The sequence below is a fragment of the Nocardia sp. NPDC058497 genome (assembly GCF_042720195.1).
GTDB lineage: Bacteria > Actinomycetota > Actinomycetes > Mycobacteriales > Mycobacteriaceae > Nocardia.
Genome location: NZ_JBHXMY010000032.1, coordinates 1 through 21,999, shown reverse-complemented (window position 1 = coordinate 21,999; position 21,999 = coordinate 1). Strand labels below are relative to the sequence as shown.

The window sequence follows — 21,999 nt, the reverse complement described above, 5'->3', positions numbered from 1 at the left end:
GCTCTCACGGACCGCGGAGGCGCTCGACGAGATCCGCGCCGAGCTGCCCTGAACGACGAGAGACCCCGCGCGGAAACACCGCGGGGGCGGGGCGGGGTGGGGGGGTCCGGGCGGCGGAGGGTGTACCCGCCCACTATCGGACGCTATCCGTCGTGTTTGCGCTGAACATCGCGCATGGACTCGTCCTGGATGCGCCCACGCTGATAGCCGGTCTCCATGGCGCCGAGCACGCCGCCGCGCTCGCTGATCCGCTCGAATTCGAGCAGGACCGCCTCCTCGACCAGGTCGGTGAGTTCGTCGATGACGAAACTGCCCTGCAGCGGGTTCTCGTTCATCGCCAGGCCCCATTCCTTGGCGATGATGAGCTGGATCGCCAGCGCGCGCCGCACCGAATCCTCGGTGGGGGTCGTCACCGCCTCGTCGAAGGCATTGGTGTGCAGGCTGTTGCAATTGTCGTAGACGGCGATCAGCGCCTGCAGCGTGGTGCGGATGTCGTTGAACTGCATTTCCTGCGCGTGCAGCGAACGACCCGAGGTCTGCACGTGGTACTTGAGTTTCTGGGCGCGTTCGCCGCCGCCGTAGCAGTCGCGCATCGCGATCGCCCAGATACGCCGGGCGACCCGGCCGATCACCGTGTATTCGGGGTCCATGCCGTTGGAGAAGAAGAACGACAGATTCGGCGCGAAGTCGTCGATCGCCAGGCCGCGGGCCAGATAGGTCTCCACATAGGTGAATCCGTTGGCCAGGGTGAAGGCGAGCTGACTGATCGGGTTCGCGCCCGCCTCGGCGATGTGATAGCCGGAGATCGACACCGAATAGAAATTGCGCACGTCGTTGCGCACGAACCATTCCTGGATGTCGGCCATCATCCGCAGGCTGAATTCGGTGGAGAACAGGCAGGTGTTCTGGCCCTGGTCCTCCTTGAGGATGTCGGCCTGCACGGTGCCGCGCACGGTCGACAGGGTGCGCGCCCGCACCTCGGCAGCCTCCCCGGGGGTCGGCTCGCGGCCTTCGGCGTCGGTGAAGCGTTGCAGCGCTTGATCTATCGCGGCGTTGAGGAAGAACGCGAGGATGGTGGGCGCGGGGCCGTTGATCGTCATCGACACCGAGGTGGTCGGGGCGCACAGATCGAAACCGTCGAACAGGGTGCGCATGTCCTCGATGGTGGCCACCGAGACACCCGAGGTGCCGACCTTGCCGTAGATGTCGGGGCGTTCGGCCGGGTCGTGGCCGTAGAGGGTGACCGAGTCGAACGCGGTGGACAGGCGAGTCGCCTCGGCGTGCGCGCTGAGGACCTTGAACCGGCGATTGGTGCGCGCCGGATCGCCCTCGCCGGCGAACATCCTGGCGGGGTCCTCGTTGTCCCGCTTGAACGGGAAAACGCCTGCGGTGAAAGGGAATCGGCCGGGCAGGTTCTCGGCGCGCAGGAACCGCAGCAGCTCGCCGTCGTCGGTGTAGCGGGGCAGGGCGACGCGCGCGATGCTGGAGCCGGACAGCGATTCGCGCCGCAGCGGGGTCCGGATCTCGCGGTCGCGCACGCGGACGACCTGCTCGTCGCCACGGTAGCTCTCGGCGACGGCGGGCCATTCCGCCAGCAGCGCGGTCGACTCGGGGGTCAGGGCGGTGCGGGCGGCGGCCAGTAGTTCCGCGACCGCCGCATCGTCGGGCAGCTCGTCGCTGACCAGGTGCAGTCGTTGAACGCGTTGCGCCGCAGCACATTCCTGCGAGGTGTCGGTGTGGTAGGCGCGGACCGTCTCGGCGATCTCGGCCAGGTAGCGCACGCGTGCGGGCGGCACCAGCTGGGCGAACCGGGTGGAGACCTTGGTGTCGACGTGCGGCAGGGCGCCCGGCTCGACGGTGAGGCCGTGCTCGGTGAGCAGGCCGATGAGATGGTGGTACAGGGCGGTGACGCCGTCGTCGTCGAAAGTGGCGGCGCTGGTGCCGAAGACGGGCATGTCCGCCGGGGCCGCGCCGAATTCGGCACGGTTGCGGATCAATTGGCGGGCTACGTCGCGGATCGCGTCCGCCGCGCCGCGGCGCTCGTACTTGTTGACCGCGACCACGTCGGCGTAGTCGAGCATGTCGATCTTCTCGAGCTGGGATGCGGCGCCGAACTCCGGTGTCATCACATACAGCGCCACGTCGACGTGGTCGACGATGCCCGCGTCGCCCTGGCCGATGCCGGGCGTCTCCAGGATCACCAGGTCGTGGCCCGCGGCCCGGCAGGCGGCGATCATGGCGTCGATGTCGTCGGGCAGTTCGTGATTGCCGCGGGTGGCCAGCGAACGGAAGTACACGTGCTCGCCGTCGAGCGCGTTCATCCTGATGCGGTCACCGAGCAGCGCGCCGCCCGCCCGGCGCCGGGTGGGGTCGATCGCGAGGACCGCGACGCGCAGTTTGTCCTGCTGGTCGGTGCGCAGCCTGCGCACCAATTCGTCGGTGAGCGAGGACTTTCCGGAGCCGCCGGTGCCGGTGATGCCGAGGACCGGCACCCGCCGCTTGTCCGCCGCCGCCAGGATCGCGGTCCGGTCGGCTTCCGGCAATGCGCCCTGTTGCAGGCAGGTGATGGTGCGCGCCAAGGCATTCCGGTCGCCGGTGTAGAGCGCGTCGAGATCGGGTGGTGTCGCGGCGGGGTCGACATCGCAGACCCGGACCAGTTCGTTGATCATGCCGGGCAGGCCGAGCCGCTGACCATCCTCGGGGGAGAAGATCCGCACGCCGCCGCGCGCGAGCCGCTCGATCTCCTCGGCGACGATCACGCCGCCGCCACCGCCGAAGATCCGCACGTCACCCGCGCCCGCCTCGCGCAGCGCCTGGGCCAGGTACTCGAAGAACTCGATGTGCCCGCCCTGATACGAGCTGACCGCGACGCCCTGGACGTCCTCCTCGACGACCGCGTCGACGATCTCGCGGACCGACCGGTTGTGGCCGAGATGGATCACCTCGGCCCCCTGGGCCTGCAGGATCCGCCGCATGATGTTGATCGCCGCGTCGTGCCCGTCGAACAACGCCGCCGAGGTCACGAACCGCACGGGATGGACCGGCACGTGCAGTGCGCTGGACTCGCTCATGACCGCCTCCGCAGGTGATGGGCGCCCGATACTAGGACGTCCAACTAATTCTAGTATGAACTGGGTCACTATGGCGCGAAACGCGGCATGCGTGATTCGGTCGAAACATCACCGCAGGTCGACATACTCGACGGATGGTTCGCGAACATCGGGTGGGTGTGGCGCTGGAGCGGCTGGTGGCGGCGGGGGTGATCAGCGGGGAGCAGCGCGGGGCGGTGTTGCGGGCCGTGGATGCCGAGGAACACGCGGAGCGGGCGGGTGTCGGCCGGGTGATCGCGGAGATCGTCGCCTATCTCGGTGCGGGTTTGGTGGCCGCCGGTGTGGCGCTGTTCCTCGGGCGGGCGTGGACCGACGTGGCGCAGACCGGGCGGGTGGTGTTGCTGCTGGTTGTCGCAGGGTGTGCGGCCGGGGGAGCGGTGGTGCTGGCCGGCGGCTGCGACGGGGTGTTCCGGCGGGTGCCGATCGCCTCGGCGGGGCGAAGCAGGCTCGCGGCGGTGCTGCTCGTGCTGGCCGCCGGTGCGGTGTGCGGTGCGGTGGCCACGGCCTTCGGCGACGGCGGTGGGAACGGCGCGGAGATCGGGGCATCGATCGCGGGGCTGCTGATGGCGGTGCTCGGCTATCTGCTGGTGCCGAGCGTCCTCGGGATGGTCGCGATGGGCGGGTTCGGTCTCGCGAGTGTCGTGACCGCGACGTCGGAGCTGTTCGACTACCGGTCCGTCTGGCCCGGTGTGCTGTTGCTGCTGTTCGGTGCGCTGTGGTTCGTGCTCGCCTCGGCGCGGCTGTTCGTCGCGGAGTGGGCGGCCTATCTGATCGGCGGGCTGATCGCGGTGGTCGGCGCGCAATCGGTGACGATCGGCGAATCGCCGTGGCGGCCGGTGCTGACCGCGCTGGTCGGGGTTCTGTGTCTGGCGCTGTACGCGGTGCGCCGGGAGCCGGTTCTCGTGCTGGGAGGCGCGGCGGCGGTGGCGGGCGCGGTCGCTCAGGCGGTGGCCGACTACACCGACGGCGGGCCTGCCGCCGCGAGTGTGGTGCTGGCGATCGGCGCGGTCGTGCTCACCGTCGGCCTGGTCGTGCTGCTCGTCGGGCCGAAGCAGCCGGACTGAGTCAGCGGATCAGCGTGGTCTCCTGCGCGCGGATGGTGCGGAAGAACCGTGGCCCCACATCGGAACCGTCATGGTTGTAGCTATCGATGATCTCGGCCAGCTCGTCGGCCAGTCGGCGCAGGTCCGTGGTCGCCGTGGTGCGGTCGAATTCGTCGGATTCCCAGCCCCACGCGGGCGGGATGTCGTCGATGGTGACGACGATCTGATCGGCGAACGGCGTGCTCACCGCCACCGTGAGCTCGGTGGGCGCGGCCGCGAGCGGGCTGTGCACTGTCAGCTCGCCCGGTCCGCCGACGACGGCGAACTCGCGGGCGAAGGCAATGTCGTCGCGGACCGACTCGACGATCGACGCGGTGCTCGCGTGCCTGCCGGGGCGATCATGCCTGGCGCCGTACACGCGGTCCGATGACGCGGGAGAAGCGTTGCCGCCGTGCGATTTCCGCAGAATCCGATCGAGCATGCGCTGCGCGGTGGCTCGCTCGCCCGCGCCGGTGTTCTCGTGCTCGATCAGCGCGCGCAGACGGGTGATCCGCACGAAATGGTCGGTGCCCATGCCCCGATTGTGCCCCAGCGGGCCGCGGTGGAATGCGTCACATCGCGTACGCCGGAGTTTCGGATGCGTGGATGGCCAACTTTATCGTGACCAGCATGAGTGAAGCGGAAGTGCTGTTCGAGGTACGCGACGGGCTCGGTCTGATCACCCTGAACCGGCCGCGCGCGATCAACGCGCTCAACCACTCGATGAGCCTCGCGATCACCGAGGCGCTGCGCACCTGGGCCGCCGACCCGGCGATCCGGACCGTCGCGATCGTCGGGGCCGGCGAGCGTGGCCTGTGCGCGGGCGGCGACATCGTCGCCATCCACCGCGACGCCAAGGCGATCAATGACGGCGGTCCCGCGGCGCCCGTACCGCTGCAGACCGCGACGGCCGCGTTCTGGCGCGACGAATACCTGCTCAACGACCTGATCGGCAGCTACCCCAAGCCGTATGTCGCGATCATGGACGGCATCGTGATGGGTGGCGGGGTCGGCGTGTCCGCGCACGGCAGCCATCGCATCGTCACCGAGCGCTCGCAGATCGGCATGCCGGAGGTCGGCATCGGTTTCGTCCCCGACGTCGGCGGCACCTACCTGCTCTCGCACACGCCCGGCGAGCTGGGCACCCACGTCGCGCTCACCACCGCCCGGATGGGCGCGGGCGACGCCATCGCGGCCGGCTTCGCCGACACCTGCGTGCCCTCGGCCGACCTGCCCGCCCTGCTCGACGCGCTGCGCACCACCCCGGCCGACGAGGCCATCGCCCGATTCGCCACGCCCACACCGGAATCCGAGCTGGCGGCGCAGCGCGACTGGATCGACGCCTGCTACGCCGCCGAGACCGTCGAGGAGATCGTCGAGGCACTGCGCGCCGCCGACGCGCCCGAGGCGACCAAGGCCGCCGAGGACCTGCTGGCCAAGTCGCCGCTCGCGGTGAAGGCCACCCTGCGCGCGCTGCGCGATGCCCGCACGCTGCCGTCGCTGGCCGCCGCGCTGAATATCGAATTCCGAATCACCGTGGCCGCGTTGAGCACTCACGATCTGGCCGAGGGCATCCGTGCCCAGGTGATCGACAAGGACCGCACGCCGCGCTGGTCGCCGGCCACGCTCGCCGAGGTCACCGCCGCCCAGGTCGACGCCTACTTCGCCCCGCTCGGCGCGGGCGAACTGGGTTTGCCCGCGTAGCCGGTGGGCGATCCGGCTCGGTATCGTCTGCACCATCCGTGACCGCCGATGAACAAGAGGGTGCCTGGTGACCGATTTCGAGACGATTCTGCTGGAGCGCAAGGGCGGCAGCGAGGGTAAGGGCGGGGTCGGCTGGATCACGCTGAACCGGCCCAAGGCGCTCAACGCTCTCAATGCGCAGGTCCTCGACGACGTCATCGCCGCGCTCGACGAGCTCGAGGCCGACGACTCCATCGGCGCCGTGGTCATCACCGGGTCCGAGAAGGCCTTCGCGGCGGGCGCCGACATCAAGGAGATGGCGCCCAAGTCGTACATGGACATGTACATGTCCGATTTCTTCGCCCGCTGGGACCGGCTGGCCAACTTCCGCAAGCCCACCATCGCGGCGGTCGCGGGCTACGCCCTCGGCGGCGGCTGTGAGCTGGCGATGCTGTGCGACATCCTGATCGCCGCCGACACCGCCAAGTTCGGCCAGCCCGAGATCAAGCTCGGCGTGATCCCCGGCATCGGCGGCTCGCAGCGGCTGACCCGCGCTGTCGGCAAGGCCAAGGCGATGGATCTGATCCTGACCGGCCGCAACATGGGTGTGGAGGAAGCCGAGCGCGCCGGTCTGGTGTCGCGGATCGTGCCCGCCGACCAGCTGCTCGACACCGCGCTCGAGACCGCCCAGACCATCGCCTCGATGTCGCTGCCGGTCGCGATGATCGCCAAGGAGGCGGTGAACCGCGCCTTCGAGACCACGCTCGCCGAGGGCCTGCTGTTCGAGCGCCGGGTGTTCCATTCGCTGTTCGCGACCGACGATCAGAAGGAAGGCATGGCCGCCTTCGTCGAGAAGCGCCCGCCGAACTTCACCAACAGCTAGTTCTGTTTCAGCCGCAGCGAACCGTCGATGAGCTGGGCGGGAGTCGGCGCGGTGCCCTGTCCGGGTAACCCCGCCGACGTAATAAACGGCCCCCGCAACCCCGCGCCCCTGGCGGCCAAGGTTGCCGTCACCGCCACCGCGGCGAGGAGTTTTCGGCGGCCTGGACGCTGCGCTCCGCCGCTCGTCGACAGCGCCGCTCCCGCCCGCAGGCGCGGCATGCGCAGGCGGGACGGGCGTTGGGCGGCCAGCAGGACCGCGCCGCGCGCCGACACATAGTCGGGCTCAGGGTCGTAGACGATCGGCAGCCCGATCCGCTGGGCCAGGTCGGCGCGCAGGGTCGGGTTGCGGGTGCAGCCGCCGAGCAGCACCAGCGCGCCCGGCTGCACACCCGTCTCCTCGACCAGCTGACGCACGAACGAGGCCGAATGATGCAGCCCGGCCTCGCACAGTTCGGCCAGATCGCTGCGGGTCACCACCGCGCGGCCGCCGGTGTCGGCGTCGGTCGCGGTCACCACGCGCGCCCGGCTCAGCGACTCGCGGTGCGCGCGGCTGGTGCGCGCGTCGGCCAGTACGCCGCCGCGGGCGAGTTGCCAGCGCAGCAGGGCGTCGTAGCCGTCGCCGCTGAGGACGGTGCTGCGCTTGCTCGCCAGAATCGTGTCGGTGCGGCAATCGGCATGGGTGACAGTCAAACCCGAGCAGCCGAGGTCGTAGAGGATCACCGAGGCGGTGGTGGGCAGCATGCCGGTGAAACGCAGATAGCGCAATTGCGCGAGCGGTTCGTCGACGATGCCGACACCGGTGCCGACCGCCGCTCGGATCGCCTCGGCGTGCAGCTCGTTACGACAGGTGACCGCGGCGGCCGTGACACACTCGTCGCGCGCGAGCGCCGCGACGCGCATCCGGCGAATCGCCGACAACACCGCCTCTTCGACCGATCCGCCCGCCCTGCGCGGTAGCCGGACGTGGTCCACCGGCGGCAGGTGCGGCTGATCGGAGTGGGTCAGCACGGCGCGAGCACCACCCGCACCCGCCGATACCCCCAGGACCAGCACCATGGGCACCATGGTGGACCAATTTCCGCTAGCTGCCAAGCGAATCGGCCGGTGATTCGCCTGTCGGTTGCTATGTCGCGTGGAATGCGAGGTTTTGCTCGCCGGAATCCTCGTAGTCGCCCGCCTCGTGGCGAAACTCGGCGAGCAGTGTCAGCAGTTCGCGGATCCGGTCCGGCGGCAGGCCCGGCTCGGCGAACACCTGCGCGTTCAGGGCCGCGGTCGCCTCGGCGACCAACTCCCTTCCCACGTCGGTGATTTCGATGAGTGTGGCGCGCCGGTCGGTCGGATGCGGGACCCGGACCACCAGTCCGGCCTTCTCGAGCCGGTCGACGGTGTTGGTCACGCTCGTCGGATGCACCTGTAATCGCGCGCTGGCCTTGGCCATCGGCAGGGCGCCGGTCTTGCTGAAACTGAGCAATTGCAGCAGTTCGTAGCGGGAGAAGGTCAGGCCCGACGGTTTGAGTGCCTCGTCCACCCTGGCCATCACGATCTGCTGCGCGCGCACCAGCGAGGTCACCGCGGCCATCCCGTCGGCGACCGCACCCCAGCCGTGCCCGGTCCATTGCCGATGAGCTTCGGCGATCGGGTCATGCGGAAGCGGTCGTGGCCGAGACATGGCATTGATCATCGCATAGTGCCAGGTCGCCACCGCTCAGGTGCGTCGCGGGGACCGGGGCCGAATTACGCTCACGCTGAGCGCAACCATGGTCAGCAGGGCCCGGCCACGGCAATCTCTAAGGCGAGGCGGGCGTGGCTGAGTGGTTGAGGCAACGGTCTGCAAAGCCGTTTACGCGGGTTCAATTCCCGCCGCTCGCTCGATGGACCGGCTGAACACGGTGTTCAGCCGGTCCCCGGCTTTTCGTAGGCCATCGCGGTGCCCTGGATTGTCAGGCGAACTTTGTCGCCCTGGGCGGGGGCTTGCGTGCCTGTTCGCCGGACCTTCACCGTGCCTGCGCCTTCGGCGAGGTCGATGGTGAGAATGACATCGGGGCCGCGGAAATCCACCTCCGTGACGGTGCCACTGTGCGGATGGTCGGTGGTGATGACCCGTGCGGTCAGCTGTTCGGGGCGCAGCATCAGCGTGGTCTGGCCGGTGGGGGCGTGCTGCTGCACCGGGACCGGGCCGAGCGCGGACTTGGCGATGTCGGCCTCGCACAGGGCATCGAGCAGGACGCAGTCGCCCAGGAAGCTGGCCGTGAACAGATCGGCGGGGTGGTGGTAGACGTGCTGCGGCGGGCCGACTTGGGTGAACCGCCCGTCGCGCATCACGGCGACCTGTTCGGCGAAGCTCAGTGCCTCTTCCTGGTCGTGGGTGACGAGGATGCTGGTCATCCCGGCGGCGCGCAGGGTCTCGGCGACGGCCTGCCTGGTGGCGGCGCGCAAGCCGGTGTCGAGGGCGCTGAAGGGCTCGTCGAGCAGCATCAGGGCGGGTTTGCGGGCCAGCGCACGTGCCAGTGCCACGCGCTGCTGCTGGCCGCCGGAGAGCTGGTGGGGTAGGCGGTCGGCGAAGCCGGCGTCCAGCGACACCATCGCCAGCAGCTCGGTGATCCGGTCGCGGTCGCGGTGACGGCGCAGCCGGGCGGCGGCTCCCCGCAGGCCGGTGTGCAGACCGTAGGCGATGTTGTCGGCGACGCTCAGGTGCGGGAACAACGCGCCGTCCTGGGCGACGTAGCCGATCCGCCTGCGCTGCGGCGGCAGGCAGAGGTTCTGCCGGACAACGGTTTCCGTGCCCAGCTGGACCGAACCGGTGTCGGGCGCCTCGAAGCCGGCGATCACCCGCAGCAGCGTCGTCTTGCCGCAGCCCGACGCACCGACGACGGCGGCAGCGGTGCCGTCGGGGACATCGAGATCGATGTGGTCCAGTACCCGGGTGGCGCCGAATCTCTTCGAAACTCCGCTGACGACAAGCCGACTCATACCCCCGCCGCCTTTCTGGACTGGGTGAACAGCACATACGTCACCGGCACCGCGGCGACGATCATGATCAGCGCGTACGGCGCGGCGGCGGCGTAGTCGAGTTCGCCCGACAGGCCCCAGAACTGCATGGCCAGGGTGCGAGTTCCGTTGGGCGCCAACAGCAGTGTCGCGGTGAGCTCGGTGGACACGGCGACGAAGACGAGCGCGGCGGCCGACGCGGCCGCGGGGGCCGTCATCCGCAGCGTCACCCGGAGGAAGGTGGCCGAGGCCGACTCACCCAGCGACCGTGACACCTCCTCCAGCCCGACCGGCACCTGCGCCAGCCCGGCCCGCACGCTCACCAGCGCGCGGGGCAGGAACATCAGGACGTAGGCGAGCACGACCAGCGTCGCGGTCTGATACAGCGGCGGAATCCAGCGGATGGTGACCGTCACCAGGGCCAGGGCGATCACGATGCCGGGCAGGGAACTGGTGATGTAGTTCGCGCCCTCGATCATCCGGGCGAACCTGCTGGTCGAGCGCACGGCGATCCAGGCGACGGGGAACGCGCACAGCGTGGTGACCAGCGCGGCGGCCGCGGCCAAGCCGATCGTCTGGCCCAGTGCCGTGCCGATCGTGGTCATGTCCCACACGGCCGAGCCGCCGAGCCACAACCAGCGCCCGATCGTCCACAGCGGCACACCCAGCGCGGCGACGACCACCGCGACCAGCACGCCGAACAGCGGAATCCGCCACCAGCCCAAGGCAATCGGCGTCACCGCGCGTGGCGCGCCACTGCCGAGCCTGGCGTAGCGGGCATTCCCGCGCAGCAGTGCCTCGCCGCCGAGCAGCGCCAGACAGCACAGCACCAGGACACCGGCGAGCATGCTCCCGGCCGGACCGGCGAAACTGCTCTGATACTGCTCGAAGATGGCGGTGGTGAACGTGTCGTAGCGCAGCATCACGAACGCGCCGTACTCGGCGAGCAGGTGCAGGCCGATCAACAACGCGCCGCCGAGGATCGCCAATCGCAACTGCGGCACCACGATGCGCCAGAACACCTCCACCGGGCCGGAGCCGAGCGCCCGCGCCGACTCCTCGATCGCCGGATCGAGCCTGCGCAGGGTGGCGGCGACCGGCAGATACACCAGCGGGAAATACGACAGCGTGCAGACGACGACCGCGGCGGACAGTCCGTGCATCGACGGGAACGCGCTCACCCAGCCGTAACTGTTGACGAACGCGGGCACCGCCAGCGGCGCGACGAGCACCGGACCCCACCACGACCGGCCCGGCACCTCGGTGCGCTCGACCAGCCAGGCGAGCCCGATCCCGAGCACCACGCACACCGGCACCGTGCACACCACCAGGGCGGCCGTATTGCCGAGCAGCTCACCGACTCTCGGACGGAACACCAGCTCGGCGGCCTCGCCCAGTCCGGTGTCGAACAGGACCGAGACGATGTAGCCCAGCGGGATGAATGTCGCCGCGGTCAGCGTCAGCGCCGCGAGCGTGACGAACACCCCGGGCCGACCGACCCGGGGTGTTGTCCTCGGCCCTGCGAGCTGCACCACCTACAGCAGTCCCGCCTCGGTCATCAGCTGGGTGACCTTCTTCGAGTCGAGCTTGCTCGGGTCGATCGCGGGCGCCTGCAGGTCGGCCAGCGGCGGCAGCACGGGATTCGCGGCGATGTCACTGGCGACCGGGTACTCCATCGAGGTGCCGTCGCGCAGGATCTCCTGACCCTTCTTGCCGGTGATGTAAGCCAGGAACTTCTGCGCGGACTCCTGCTTCTTGCTCGACTTCAGCACGCCACCGCCGGACACGCTGACGAAGGCGCCCGGGTCCTGGTTCTTGAAGTAGTGCAGCGCGGTGTTGGCGCTGCCCTCCTTGGTCTTGGCTTGGTCGCGGTACCAGTAGTAGTGGTAGATCACGCCGCCCTCCGGATTGCCCGCGTTGACCGCCTTCATGGTCGCCACATTGTTCTGCAGGGAGGTCGCGTTGGCCTTCATGCCCTGCAGCCAGGACCGAGTGACGTCTTCGCCCTTCAGTGCCAGCAGGCCCGCCACGATCGCCTGGAAATCGGCGCCGGACGTGCCCGCGCCCCAGCGGCCTTTCCACTGCGGCTGCGCGAGATCGAGCAGCGAGGCGGGCAGGCCCGCGGTCGGCAGCTTGTCCTTGTTGTAGACGAAAACCGTTGCGCGGGCGGCGACTCCGGTCCACTTGCCGGTCGACGGCCGGTACTGGGCGGGGACCTGGTCGAGGGTCGCCTTGTCGACGTCGGCGAACAGGCCCGCGTTCTCCACCAGTGCCATGGCGGGGGAGTTCTCGGTGAGGAAGGCGTCGGCGGGGGAGTTCGCGCCTTCGGCTACCAGCTGATTGCCCAGTGCGGTGTCACCGCCCTGACGCAGGATGACCTTGATGCCGGTCTCCTTGGTGAACGCCTCGGCCCACTCCTTGGTGAGCGACTCGTGCTGCGCGTTGTAGACGGTGATCTCGTCGGCGTCGCCCGGAGAGGACGTGCAGGCGCTGACACCCAGCGCGGCCACCGCGATCGCCATCAGCCCGGCCAGAGGTTTCCAACTGCGCGACGTCATCGGCGTCCTTCCCGCAAAGGAGCCCCACCCTATGATGAGGCTTACCTAAGCAAGATACCCCGCATGACGTGCGCGGAAAGGTGTTCGGTCAGTGTCTGGTGGCAGGCACCGAGCAAATCTTCCAGGTGCCGTTTTCCTTCTTGAGGTGCTCCTCGGTGCTGTCCTCGGTGTTGGGCTCCTCGCCCGCCACGGACAGGGTCAGCTCGCCGACGACCGTCGCCTTGGCGGTGTCGCCGGTGATGACGATGTCCTCGACCTTGTCGATGGTCACCGACACGGTGGCGGCGTCGAACTGCTGACGCTGCTCCGGGGTGAGATTGTCGATCTCGGTGCGGTCGGCCTCGCACGCCAGCTGCGCGGCCGCGACGAACCCGTCGGCGCCGAGCGTGTCGTAGAAATCGCGGATCGCGACCTCGATCTGCTTGTCGTCCGAGGCCAGCGGTGTGCGCCCCTGCACGGTGAGCACGATGCCGGTGATCAGCGCGCCGAGCACCACCAGCGCGACAGCGCCCAGCGCGATGAACAGCCCGGTCCGGTTCTTCTTGGGCGGCTGCTGCGGCGGGAAGACATCGGGATTGCCGGGCGGGGGAGTCTGGCCGGGTCCGAAGCCCGCGTGCGGGTATCCGGGCGGCCCGGACGGCACCTCGGGCGGCTGTTGACCGAAGGGTGGCTGCTGGCCTTCGGGGGGATTCGTCATGCCTCGCTCCTGATGTCATCGGGGCGAGGCCCCGAAACCAGTGGAACCGTGCGTGAACAACCTGAATCAAGCAAACGAGGCCCCGACCGAACGGACGGGGCCTCGAAATGTGCCCTCGGCAGGATTCGAACCTGCGGCCTTCTGCTCCGGAGGCAGACGCTCTATCCCCTGAGCTACGAGGGCGGGATAGATGCCGGTCGCTGTGCGGCGATCGGGCAGCGACAGCGTATCGCATCGAGTGCGGTGCGCCAAAAACGGTGCCGGACCGGGCGGTTGACCCGGTCCGGCTGCTCGCTCAGCTCAGCGGCAGCGGGCTCGCGCCGCGGGCGGCCAGCATGCTCGTCATCAGCTGGGACTCGCCCTCCTGGGTCTTGGACATCTGCGCGGCCAGGACGCGCACCTCGGTGGTGTCGGCGTGCTCGGCGGCGTAGTCGAGCATCGGCACACCGCCCTGGTGGTGGCGCAGCATCAGCTGCAGGAACAGCGTGTCCATGGCCGGGCCGGTGGACTGCCGCAGCGCGGTCATCTCCTCCTGGCTCGCCATGCCGGGCATCGACGACAGCGGACCCGACATCGCGTGCCCGGTCGTCGTGCCGCCATGGCCGTGCGAGCCCGAGCCGTGGTCGGTCATCCAGCCCATGTAGCCGTCGACGTTCTGGTTGGACTCGCCCCACAGCTGCAACCAGCCCTGCATCCGGCCGATCTGATTCTGCTGGGTGGTGAGGATGTCGTAGGCGAGCCTGCGCACGTCGTTGTCGGTCGAGCCGATCAGTGCCGCGCCCGCCATGTCGACAGCCTGCGCGTGGTGCGCGGACATGTCCTGGCTGAACCCCACGTCGACAGGGCCAGGCGCAGGAGTCTCGGTCTTGTCCAGCGGCAGCCGCAGCAGCACGCCGGCCACCGCGCCGAGCAGCAGCAGGCCGATCGCGCCGAGGACGAGGATCGCCCCGGTCGGGCGACGCGCGCCCGGCTCGGCAGCGTTGTCGTCGGGGTCGACCGCGGCGTCGGTGTCCACTACTGGCCCGCGGGCTGGGTGCCCGGCAGCTGGAGCCCGCCGGGCAGACCCGGCAGACCCGCGCCCCCACCGAGCTCGGACTGGTCCTGGGTCAGGCCCTTACCGTCCATCGGCACGGCCTCGGGACCGTACGGCGCCGGGTCGAACGGCGGCGGGTTGTTGGCGTCGAAGATCGGGTTCGAGCAGCTCGCGCCGACCTCGGGGTAGGCGTACGGGTTCTCCCGCAGCGCGGAGATGAACTGCTTGATCCGCGCGTCGTCGGCGGAATCGAGCTTGAGCTGGTGACCCCAGGTCTGCAGCGCGATCGGCGAGTCGAGACCCGGGTACGGCGACATCAGCGAGTACTGACGGCCCTTGACGAAGTTCGACAGCTTCTCCACACCCGCGGCGTCGACCTTGTCCGGGTTGTAGGTGATCCAGACCGCGCCGTGCTCGAGCGAGTGCACCGCGTTCTCCATGCGGATCGGCTTGGCGTACACGGTGCCGGTGCAGTTGGCCCACGCGCCGTCGTGCGGGCCGCCGTAGGCGGGCGTCTTGTCGTAGGCGACGCGCTGGGCCGACGTCACGTGCAGACCGGCCGGGTAGTCCTGCTTGACGACGCCGTCGATCTTCGCCGACGGGTCCTGGTTCTCCTTGGACGGCACCCATTCCTTGAGGTCGGTCTGGGCTTCCCGGATGGCGGCCTGGTCCAGGTACTTGGGCACCAGGCTGTAGGACAGCAGGCCGATCAACGCGACGATGGCCACACCGGCGCCCAGCAGGGCCCAGGGGACTTCTCGCTTCTTACCGGGAAGCTTGCCTTTGCCGGGTTTGCGGGACGGAGACGACTTCCCCGCGGCCCGGACGGCCTTGGCTGATGTGGCGCTGGTCCTGCTCGGCATGGCTCGTTGTGCTCTTTCGACGTGTGGATCGGGACGTTCGTACCGGGCGGTCGTGGTTGCGAGGCGCCCAGCCAATAGGATAGAGACTCGTGACTCCAGCTGACCTTGCAGATCTCCTTCGCACCACCGCCGCGAAGGTGCTTGTCGAACGTGGACTGGACTCGTCGGTCCTGCCCGAGCAGGTCACAGTGGAGCGTCCGCGCAACCCCGAACACGGCGACTATGCCACGAATGTGGCGATGCAGGTGGCCAAGCGGGCTGGAACCAATCCGCGTGAGCTGGCCGGCTGGCTCGCCGAGGCCCTGTCCGCCACCGACGGCATCGATGTGGCCGATGTCGCAGGTCCAGGCTTCCTGAACATCCGCCTCGCCGCCTCGGCGCAGGGCGTGATCGTCGCGCAGATCCTGGCCGCGGGCGAGAAGTTCGGCACCGGCGCCGCGCTGTCCGGCACCAAGATCAACCTGGAGTTCGTCTCCGCCAACCCGACCGGTCCCGTGCACCTCGGCGGCACCCGCTGGGCCTCCGTCGGTGACGCGCTGGGCCGCATCCTGGCCGCCCAGGGCGCCGACGTGACCCGGGAGTACTACTTCAACGACCACGGCGCGCAGATCGACCGCTACGCGAAGTCGCTGGTCGCGGCCGCGCTCGGCGAGCCGACCCCGGAAGACGGGTACGCGGGCGAGTACATCCAGGAGATCAGCTCCGGCATCGTCGCGGCCTACCCGGACGCGCTCACCCTGCCCGCCGGCGAGCGGCACGAACTGTTCCGCCGCGAGGGTGTGCAGCAGATGTTCGCCCAGATCAAGCAGGATCTGCACGACTTCGGCACCGACTTCGACGTGTACTTCAACGAGAGCGAACTGTTCGCCTCCGGCGCCGTCGAGCAGGCCGTCGAGCAGCTCAAGAGCTCGGGCAACCTGTACGAGAAGGACGGCGCCTGGTGGATCGCCTCCACCGAGTTCGGCGACGACAAGGACCGCGTCGTCCTCAAGAGCGACGGCAACGCCGCCTACATCGCCGGTGACATCGCCTACTTCCAGAACAAGCGCGCGCGTGGCTTCGACCTGGCCATCTACATGCTCGGCGCCGACCACCACGGCTACATCGGCCGCCTCAAGGCCGCCGCGGCCGCGTTCGGTGACAACCCCGACACCGTCGAGGTGCTGATCGGGCAGATGGTGAACCTGGTCCGCGACGGCCAGGCCGTGAAGATGAGCAAGCGCGCGGGCACCGTGGTGACGCTCAACGACCTGGTCGAGCAGATCGGTGTCGACGCCGCCCGCTACTCGCTGGTGCGCTCCTCGGTGAACTCGAGCATCGACATCGATCTCGACCTGTGGACCAAGGCGAGCAGCGAGAACCCGGTCTACTACGTGCAGTACGCGCACTCGCGGACCAACAGCATCATCGGCAACGCCGCGAAGTACGCCGAATTCGCTTCCGTCGAACCGGATTTCGCGCTGATGGACTCGGCGCGCGAAGGCGATCTGATCCGCACCCTCGGTGATTTCCCGCGCGTGGTCGCCACCGCCGCGGAGACCCGCGAACCGCACCGCATCGCCCGCTACCTCGAAGAACTGGGCGGTGTCTACCACCCCTTCCAGTCCGACGACGACATGCGCGTGCTGCCCAAGGGCGACGACGCCGTCACCCCCCTCAATGCCGCCCGGCTCGAACTGGTCAAGGCGACCCGTCAGGTGCTGGCCAACGGTCTCGCCCTGCTCGGCGTCAGCGCACCGGAGCGCATGTGAACACCGGCAAGCTTTTCAGGAAGGACGCACAACTGTGAGTGGTGCACACCCGGCCGGTCCCCGGCACGCAGAGATCCCGCACGCCCCGAGCCTGGCCGAGCGCCCGACCGATCCGAGCGAGATGATCGACCTGCCCGCCAACGTGTGGCCGCGCAACGCCACCCGTGGCGAGGACGGCGTCGTCCGCATCGCCGGCGTGCCCGTCACCCAGCTGGCCCAGCAGTACGGCACCCCGCTGTTCGTCGTCGACGAGGACGATTTCCGCTCGCGCTGCCGCGACATGGTGCGCGCGTTCGGGCCCACTGCCCGCGTGCACTACGCGTCCAAGGCGTTCCTGTGCGGTGAGATCGCGCGCTGGATCCGCGACGAGGGCCTCTCGCTCGACGTCTGCTCCGGCGGCGAGCTGGCCATCGCGCTGCATGCCGGTTTCCCGGCCGAGCGCATCGCGCTGCACGGCAACAACAAGTCGGTGCCCGAGCTCGAGACCGCGGTCGCCGCGGGCGTCGGGCACGTGGTCGTCGACTCGCTCTACGAGATCGAGCGGCTCGAAGCGGTCGCCGGCGCGGCGGGCGTGGTCCAGGACGTGCTGGTCCGGGTCACCGTCGGCGTCGAGGCGCACACCCACGAGTACATCTCCACCGCCCACGAGGACCAGAAGTTCGGTTTCTCGATCGCCGGTGGTGACGCCATGGAGGCGCTGGCCCGCGTCTTCGAGGCCGACAACCTGCGCCTGGTCGGCCTGCACAGCCACATCGGCTCGCAGATCTTCGAGCTCGACGGCTTCGAGATCGCCGCGCGCCGCATGCTCGGCCTGCTTCGCGAGGCCATCGACAAATTCGGTATCGAGCGCACCGCGCAGATCTCCACCCTGGATCTGGGCGGTGGCCTCGGTATCTCGTACCTGCCGAGCGACAACCCGCCGCCGCTGGACGAGTTCGCCGCCAACCTGCGCGGCCTGGTCGCCGCCGAGGCCGCCCGCGCCGGGCTGCCCGAGCCGACCATCGCCGTCGAGCCGGGCCGCGCCATCGCGGGCCCCGGCACCGTCACGCTGTACGAGGTCGGCACCATCAAGGACGTCGAGCTCGACGGTGGTGCGCGCCGCCGCTACGTCAGCGTCGACGGCGGCATGAGCGACAATATCCGTCCCGCGCTGTACCAGGCCGATTACGATTGCCGTCTGGTCTCGCGCTCGTCGGATGCGCATGCGGTCGTCGCGCGCGTGGTCGGAAAGCATTGCGAGAGTGGCGATATCGTCATTCGCGACACCTGGATGCCCGCCGACGCGGGCCCGGGTGACCTGGTCGCCGTCGCGGCGACCGGTGCGTACTGCTATTCGATGTCGAGCCGCTACAACCAGCTCACCCGGCCCGCCGTGGTCGCGGTGCGTGACGGTGTGGCGCGACTGATTCTGCGCCGGGAAACGGTGGCGGACCTGCTCAGCCTGGAGGTAGAAGGATGACGGAAACCGGCGTCAACAACGGCACCAGGGACGCGAGTCGTCCGCTGGGTGTCGCCGTCCTCGGCATGGGCACCGTCGGCACCGAGGTGGTCCGCGTGCTGCGCGATCACGCCGACGACCTGCGCTCGCGCGTCGGTGCTCCGCTCGTGCTGCGCGGCGTGGCCGTGCGCGACCTGGGCAAGGACCGCGGCCTGCCCGCCGAGCTGCTCACCACCGACGCCGCGGCGCTCGTCGCGCGCGAGGACGTCGACCTGGTCGTCGAGGTCATGGGCGGTATCGATCCGGCCCGTGGGCTGATCGGCGCCGCGCTGACCGCGGGCAAGTCCGTCGTCACCGCCAACAAGGCGCTGCTGGCCGACTACACCGGCGAACTGGCCGCCGCCGCCGAGCGCAGCCGTGCCGACCTGTACTTCGAGGCCGCCGTCGCCGGTGCGATCCCGGTGGTCCGGCCGCTGATCCAGTCGCTCTCGGGTGACCGGGTGAACCGGGTCGTCGGCATCGTCAACGGCACCACCAACTTCATCCTCTCCGCGATGGACGAGACCGGCGCCGCCTACGACGACGTGCTCGCCGAGGCCACCGACCTGGGCTACGCCGAGGCCGACCCCACCGCCGACGTCGAGGGCTTCGACGCCGCCGCCAAGGCCGCGATCCTGGCCTCGCTGGCCTTCCACACCCGCGTGACCGCGGCCGATGTGTACCGCGAGGGCATCACCAAGATCACCGCCGAGGACCTGGAGACGGCCTCGGCCGTCGGCTGCACCGTGAAACTGCTCGCCATCTGCGAGCGCGTCGCGGCCGGGCCGGGCGAGCCCACCTCCGCCGAGGGCGGCAAGGATCGCGTCTCGGTGCGCGTGTACCCGGCGCTGATCCCGCGCAAGCACCCGCTGGCCTCGGTCAACGGCGCGTTCAACGCCGTCGTCGTCGAGGCCGACAATGCCGGTCGGCTGATGTTCTACGGTCAGGGCGCCGGTGGCGCGCCGACCGCGTCCGCCGTGCTCGGTGACCTCGTGATGGCCGCGCGCAACAAGTTCTACGGTGGTCGTGCACCGGGCGAATCGGTCTATGCTGAGCTGCCGATCGCGCCGATCGGGGACACCCCCACCCGCTACCACGTGAACCTGCAGGTGGCGGATCGTCCCGGCGTGCTCGCCGCGGTGGCGGACACGTTCGCCCAGCACGGAGTGAGCATCTCGACCGTGCGTCAGCAGGGCCATGGCGACGGTGCCAGGCTCGTGGTCGTCACCCACCATGCGGTGGAGTCCTCGCTGGCCGATACTGTCGCGGCATTGGCGGAAATGGATTCCGTCACCGCTGTGACCAGCGTTCTCAGACTGGAAGGCACAGAAGAATCATGAGTTCCACTGGCATCGCACCCCAGCTCGGCGTGCATTCGCGCTGGCCGGGTCTGATCGCGGCGTACCGCGATCGGCTGGAAGGTGCGGCCGACTGGGGGCCGGTGACCCTGTTCGAGGGCGGTACCCCGCTGGTCCCCGCGACGCACCTGTCCGAGCTGACCGGGTGCGAGGTGTACCTCAAGGTCGAGGGCGCCAACCCGACCGGTTCCTTCAAGGACCGCGGCATGACGATGGCGATGACCGACGCCAAGTACCGCGGTCAGAAGGCCGTGCTGTGCGCGTCGACCGGCAACACCTCGGCCTCGGCCGCCGCCTACGCCACCCGCGCGGGCATGGAGTGCGCGGTGCTGATCCCGCAGGGCAAGATCGCGATGGGCAAGCTGGCCCAGGCCGTGATGCTCGGCGCCAAGATCATCCAGGTCGAGGGCAACTTCGACGACTGTCTCGAGCTGGCCCGCAAGGTCACCTCGGACTTCCCCGAGGTCGGTCTGGTGAACTCGGTGAACCCGGCCCGCATCGAGGGTCAGAAGACCGCGTCGTTCGAGATCTGCGATGTCCTGGGCAAGGCGCCCGATGTGCATGTGCTGCCGGTGGGCAACGCGGGCAACATCACCGCCTACTGGCGCGGTTACCGCGAGTACCACGCCGACGGCATCACCTCGGTGCTGCCGCGCATGCTCGGCGTGCAGGCCGCCGGTGCGGCCCCGCTGGTCAACGGCGCGCCGGTGAAGGACCCCGAGACCGTGGCGACCGCTATCCGGATCGGCGCGCCCGCGTCGTGGAACGGTGCGATGGAGGCCAAGGAGCAGTCCGGTGGCGCCTTCCGCGCGGCCACCGACGAGGAGATCCTGGCCGCGTACCGCCTGGTCGCCGCGACCGAGGGTGTCTTCGTCGAGCCCGCGTCGGCCGCGAGCGTGGCCGGTCTGCTGGCCGCGCGCAAGGAGGGCTGGCTGGATTCGGGCCTGACCGTGGTGTGCACGGTGACCGGCAACGGTCTCAAGGACCCCGACAACGCGCTGACCGGTATGCCCGAGGTCAAGCCGATCGCCGTCGACCCGGTGGCTATCGCCCACGAACTCGAGCTGGCCTGAGTTGAGCGCACGCGAGAGCAGGCTGATGACAGCGACCCTGCCCGCCGGTCTCGAAGTGACCGTGCGCGTTCCCGCCTCCACAGCCAACCTCGGCCCCGGATTCGACTGCCTGGGAATGGCATTGGGTCTCTACGACGAGATCGTGGTGCGCACGACCGATTCGGGTCTCGACATCCGGGTCGAGGGTGAGGGCGCCGACGACGTGCCCTGGGGCCCAACGCATCTGGTGGTGCGGGCGATCGAGCGCGGACTGGAATCGCTCGGCGTCTGGGCCGACGGCCTCGATGTGGTGTGCCGCAATGTGATTCCGCACTCGCGTGGTCTCGGCTCCAGTGCCTCCGCGGTGGTCGGCGGCCTGGCCGCCGGTGCCGGGCTGGCCGCGAAGTTCGACCCGGAACTGCGCCTGGACACCGACCGTCTGGTGCAGCTGGCCTCGGAGTTCGAGGGTCACCCCGACAACGCCGCGGCCAGTGTGCTCGGCGGAATCGTGGTGTCGTGGACCGAATCCGACGCCGAGGCCAACCGCGTCTACCGGGCCGTGCGCCTGCAGCCCGCCACCGCGCTGCGCCCGGTGGTGCTGATCCCGCAGGAACGCTCGTCCACGGCGCACACCCGCGGGCTGCTGCCCGAGCAGGTGCCGCACGGCGACGCCGCGTTCAACGTCAGCAGGGCGGCGCTGGCCGTCGTGGCGCTCACCGAGCGCCCCGATCTGCTGATGCCCGCCACCGCCGACCGGCTGCACCAGACCCAGCGTGCTCCCGCGCTACCACTCACCACGGCGTGGATCCAGCGGCTTCGGGCCGCGGGAATCGCGGCGACCGTTTCCGGCGCAGGCCCGACAATTCTGGCGCTCGCGACCGGAGAATTCCCCGATGACCTGCGCAAACAGGCGGAATCCGACGGGCTGCGGGTAGTCGAACCCGGTATCGCGGGCGGCGTCGCGGTCGACTGACGGCGTGCCTGCCTTGCCGTTGTTCGCAATGGGCAGCTATTCTGTGCAAGTCCGTACATCGTGCGCATCAGACGCCGGTGCTTCATCAGGGCAATCGCTCCAGCAGGCTCCAGGCTCGAGCCTCCACACCATGGAGGTGCTGCGACGCCGAGAAGCTGCTCAACTGGAATGATCTCTCCTCACCACTGTCTTCTGGTGGCGAAGCCTCCGGTCCGGCGGGGCGGGTAGTACGGCACAGGCGTCCTGTCGGACGCGTAATCCGAGCTCGGCACACGGTGCCGGGTCTACGGAAACGAACCCTCGATTCAGCACACGGCATTCGAGGGAAGGAAAGGATTTCCGTGACAGATACGGACCTGCTCGCGACACCCGGGGTGGAATCCAACCCTACGAACTCGGGCGGCCGCGAAAGTGAATCCGGACAGATTTCGAAAATGAGCGAACACACCGACGTCGCACGATCGGGGCTGACTGGAATGCTGTTGCCGCAGT

At 69.3% G+C, this 21,999-nt stretch carries 18 protein-coding genes and 2 tRNA genes; 9 read left to right on the top strand and 11 right to left on the bottom strand.

Annotation, left to right across the window (positions count from 1 at the left end; translation table 11 throughout):
* Positions 1 to 143 precede the first annotated feature (143 nt).
* Positions 144 to 3,071 carry a fused isobutyryl-CoA mutase/GTPase IcmF gene (gene icmF / locus ACFWPJ_RS04255; protein WP_378846970.1) on the bottom strand — a complete coding sequence of 976 codons (2,928 nt, stop codon included), beginning with the start codon at positions 3,069 to 3,071 and terminating at the stop codon, positions 144 to 146.
* 134 nt (positions 3,072 to 3,205) lie between these two features.
* Between icmF and ACFWPJ_RS04250 the strand changes: the two genes are divergently transcribed.
* A complete protein-coding gene (locus ACFWPJ_RS04250) occupies positions 3,206 to 4,174 on the top strand; it encodes a DUF2157 domain-containing protein (protein ID WP_378846967.1) in 969 nt (322 codons plus the stop codon).
* 1 nt (position 4,175) lies between these two features.
* Here the strand turns inward: ACFWPJ_RS04250 and ACFWPJ_RS04245 are convergent, their stop codons facing one another.
* Positions 4,176 to 4,727 carry a hypothetical protein gene (locus tag ACFWPJ_RS04245; protein WP_378846964.1) on the bottom strand — a complete coding sequence of 184 codons (552 nt, stop codon included), beginning with the start codon at positions 4,725 to 4,727 and terminating at the stop codon, positions 4,176 to 4,178.
* A 95-nt stretch (positions 4,728 to 4,822) separates the two neighbouring features.
* Here ACFWPJ_RS04245 and ACFWPJ_RS04240 point away from each other — a divergent pair, with 95 nt between their 5' ends.
* Positions 4,823 to 5,896, top strand: a complete 1,074-nt coding sequence (locus tag ACFWPJ_RS04240; protein ID WP_378846962.1) for an enoyl-CoA hydratase/isomerase family protein — start codon at positions 4,823 to 4,825, stop codon at positions 5,894 to 5,896.
* A gap of 67 nt (positions 5,897 to 5,963) precedes the next feature.
* A complete protein-coding gene (locus ACFWPJ_RS04235) occupies positions 5,964 to 6,758 on the top strand; it encodes an enoyl-CoA hydratase (RefSeq protein WP_378846960.1) in 795 nt (264 codons plus the stop codon).
* Here the strand turns inward: ACFWPJ_RS04235 and ACFWPJ_RS04230 are convergent.
* Together ACFWPJ_RS04230 and ACFWPJ_RS04225 are read right to left on the bottom strand one after the other, a co-directional pair.
* A complete protein-coding gene (locus ACFWPJ_RS04230) occupies positions 6,755 to 7,813 on the bottom strand; it encodes a hypothetical protein (protein WP_378846958.1) in 1,059 nt (352 codons plus the stop codon). The two genes, ACFWPJ_RS04235 and ACFWPJ_RS04230, sit on opposite strands and share 4 nt — an antisense overlap.
* A gap of 67 nt (positions 7,814 to 7,880) precedes the next feature.
* On the bottom strand, positions 7,881 to 8,426 hold the full coding sequence (locus ACFWPJ_RS04225; protein ID WP_378846956.1) for a MarR family winged helix-turn-helix transcriptional regulator: 546 nt from the start codon (positions 8,424 to 8,426) through the stop codon (positions 7,881 to 7,883).
* Positions 8,427 to 8,554: 128 nt separating this feature from the next.
* Here ACFWPJ_RS04225 and ACFWPJ_RS04220 point away from each other — a divergent pair.
* A tRNA-Cys gene (locus ACFWPJ_RS04220) sits at positions 8,555 to 8,626 on the top strand.
* Positions 8,627 to 8,650: 24 nt separating this feature from the next.
* On the opposite strand, the gene ACFWPJ_RS04215 is transcribed toward ACFWPJ_RS04220, so the two are convergent.
* From ACFWPJ_RS04215 to ACFWPJ_RS04185, 7 genes are all read right to left on the bottom strand, one after another.
* Positions 8,651 to 9,727, bottom strand: a complete 1,077-nt coding sequence (locus ACFWPJ_RS04215; protein WP_378846954.1) for an ABC transporter ATP-binding protein — start codon at positions 9,725 to 9,727, stop codon at positions 8,651 to 8,653.
* Complete coding sequence (locus tag ACFWPJ_RS04210) at positions 9,724 to 11,229, bottom strand: ABC transporter permease (RefSeq protein WP_378846952.1); 1,506 nt, start codon at positions 11,227 to 11,229, stop codon at positions 9,724 to 9,726. The genes ACFWPJ_RS04215 and ACFWPJ_RS04210 overlap by 4 nt, the downstream gene beginning before the upstream one ends.
* 51 nt (positions 11,230 to 11,280) lie before the next feature.
* Positions 11,281 to 12,303, bottom strand: coding sequence for an iron ABC transporter substrate-binding protein (locus tag ACFWPJ_RS04205; protein ID WP_378846949.1), 1,023 nt, complete (start codon positions 12,301 to 12,303; stop codon positions 11,281 to 11,283).
* Between the two features lie 88 nt (positions 12,304 to 12,391).
* Complete coding sequence (locus ACFWPJ_RS04200) at positions 12,392 to 13,000, bottom strand: hypothetical protein (RefSeq protein WP_378846946.1); 609 nt, start codon at positions 12,998 to 13,000, stop codon at positions 12,392 to 12,394.
* A gap of 110 nt (positions 13,001 to 13,110) precedes the next feature.
* Positions 13,111 to 13,183, bottom strand: a tRNA-Arg gene (locus ACFWPJ_RS04195).
* A 112-nt stretch (positions 13,184 to 13,295) separates the two neighbouring features.
* A complete protein-coding gene (locus ACFWPJ_RS04190) occupies positions 13,296 to 14,015 on the bottom strand; it encodes a DUF305 domain-containing protein (protein WP_378846943.1) in 720 nt (239 codons plus the stop codon).
* Positions 14,015 to 14,896 carry a DUF3105 domain-containing protein gene (locus ACFWPJ_RS04185; RefSeq protein ID WP_378846940.1) on the bottom strand — a complete coding sequence of 294 codons (882 nt, stop codon included), beginning with the start codon at positions 14,894 to 14,896 and terminating at the stop codon, positions 14,015 to 14,017. Before ACFWPJ_RS04185 ends, ACFWPJ_RS04190 begins: the two co-directional genes overlap by 1 nt.
* A gap of 89 nt (positions 14,897 to 14,985) precedes the next feature.
* Here ACFWPJ_RS04185 and argS point away from each other — a divergent pair, with 89 nt between their 5' ends.
* From argS to thrB, 5 genes are read left to right on the top strand one after another with little or no spacing between them, the layout of a single operon-like run.
* Positions 14,986 to 16,647, top strand: coding sequence for an arginine--tRNA ligase (gene argS / locus ACFWPJ_RS04180; protein ID WP_378846938.1), 1,662 nt, complete (start codon positions 14,986 to 14,988; stop codon positions 16,645 to 16,647).
* A gap of 34 nt (positions 16,648 to 16,681) precedes the next feature.
* Entirely contained in the window at positions 16,682 to 18,106 is a 1,425-nt protein-coding gene (lysA, locus tag ACFWPJ_RS04175; RefSeq protein WP_378846936.1) for a diaminopimelate decarboxylase, read from the top strand.
* A complete protein-coding gene (locus ACFWPJ_RS04170; protein WP_378846933.1) occupies positions 18,103 to 19,464 on the top strand; it encodes a homoserine dehydrogenase in 1,362 nt (453 codons plus the stop codon). The genes lysA and ACFWPJ_RS04170 overlap by 4 nt, the downstream gene beginning before the upstream one ends.
* Positions 19,461 to 20,555, top strand: a complete 1,095-nt coding sequence (thrC, locus tag ACFWPJ_RS04165) for a threonine synthase (RefSeq protein ID WP_378846930.1) — start codon at positions 19,461 to 19,463, stop codon at positions 20,553 to 20,555. Before ACFWPJ_RS04170 ends, thrC begins: the two co-directional genes overlap by 4 nt.
* A gap of 25 nt (positions 20,556 to 20,580) precedes the next feature.
* Complete coding sequence (gene thrB / locus ACFWPJ_RS04160) at positions 20,581 to 21,507, top strand: homoserine kinase (RefSeq protein WP_378846973.1); 927 nt, start codon at positions 20,581 to 20,583, stop codon at positions 21,505 to 21,507.
* Positions 21,508 to 21,999 lie beyond the last annotated feature (492 nt).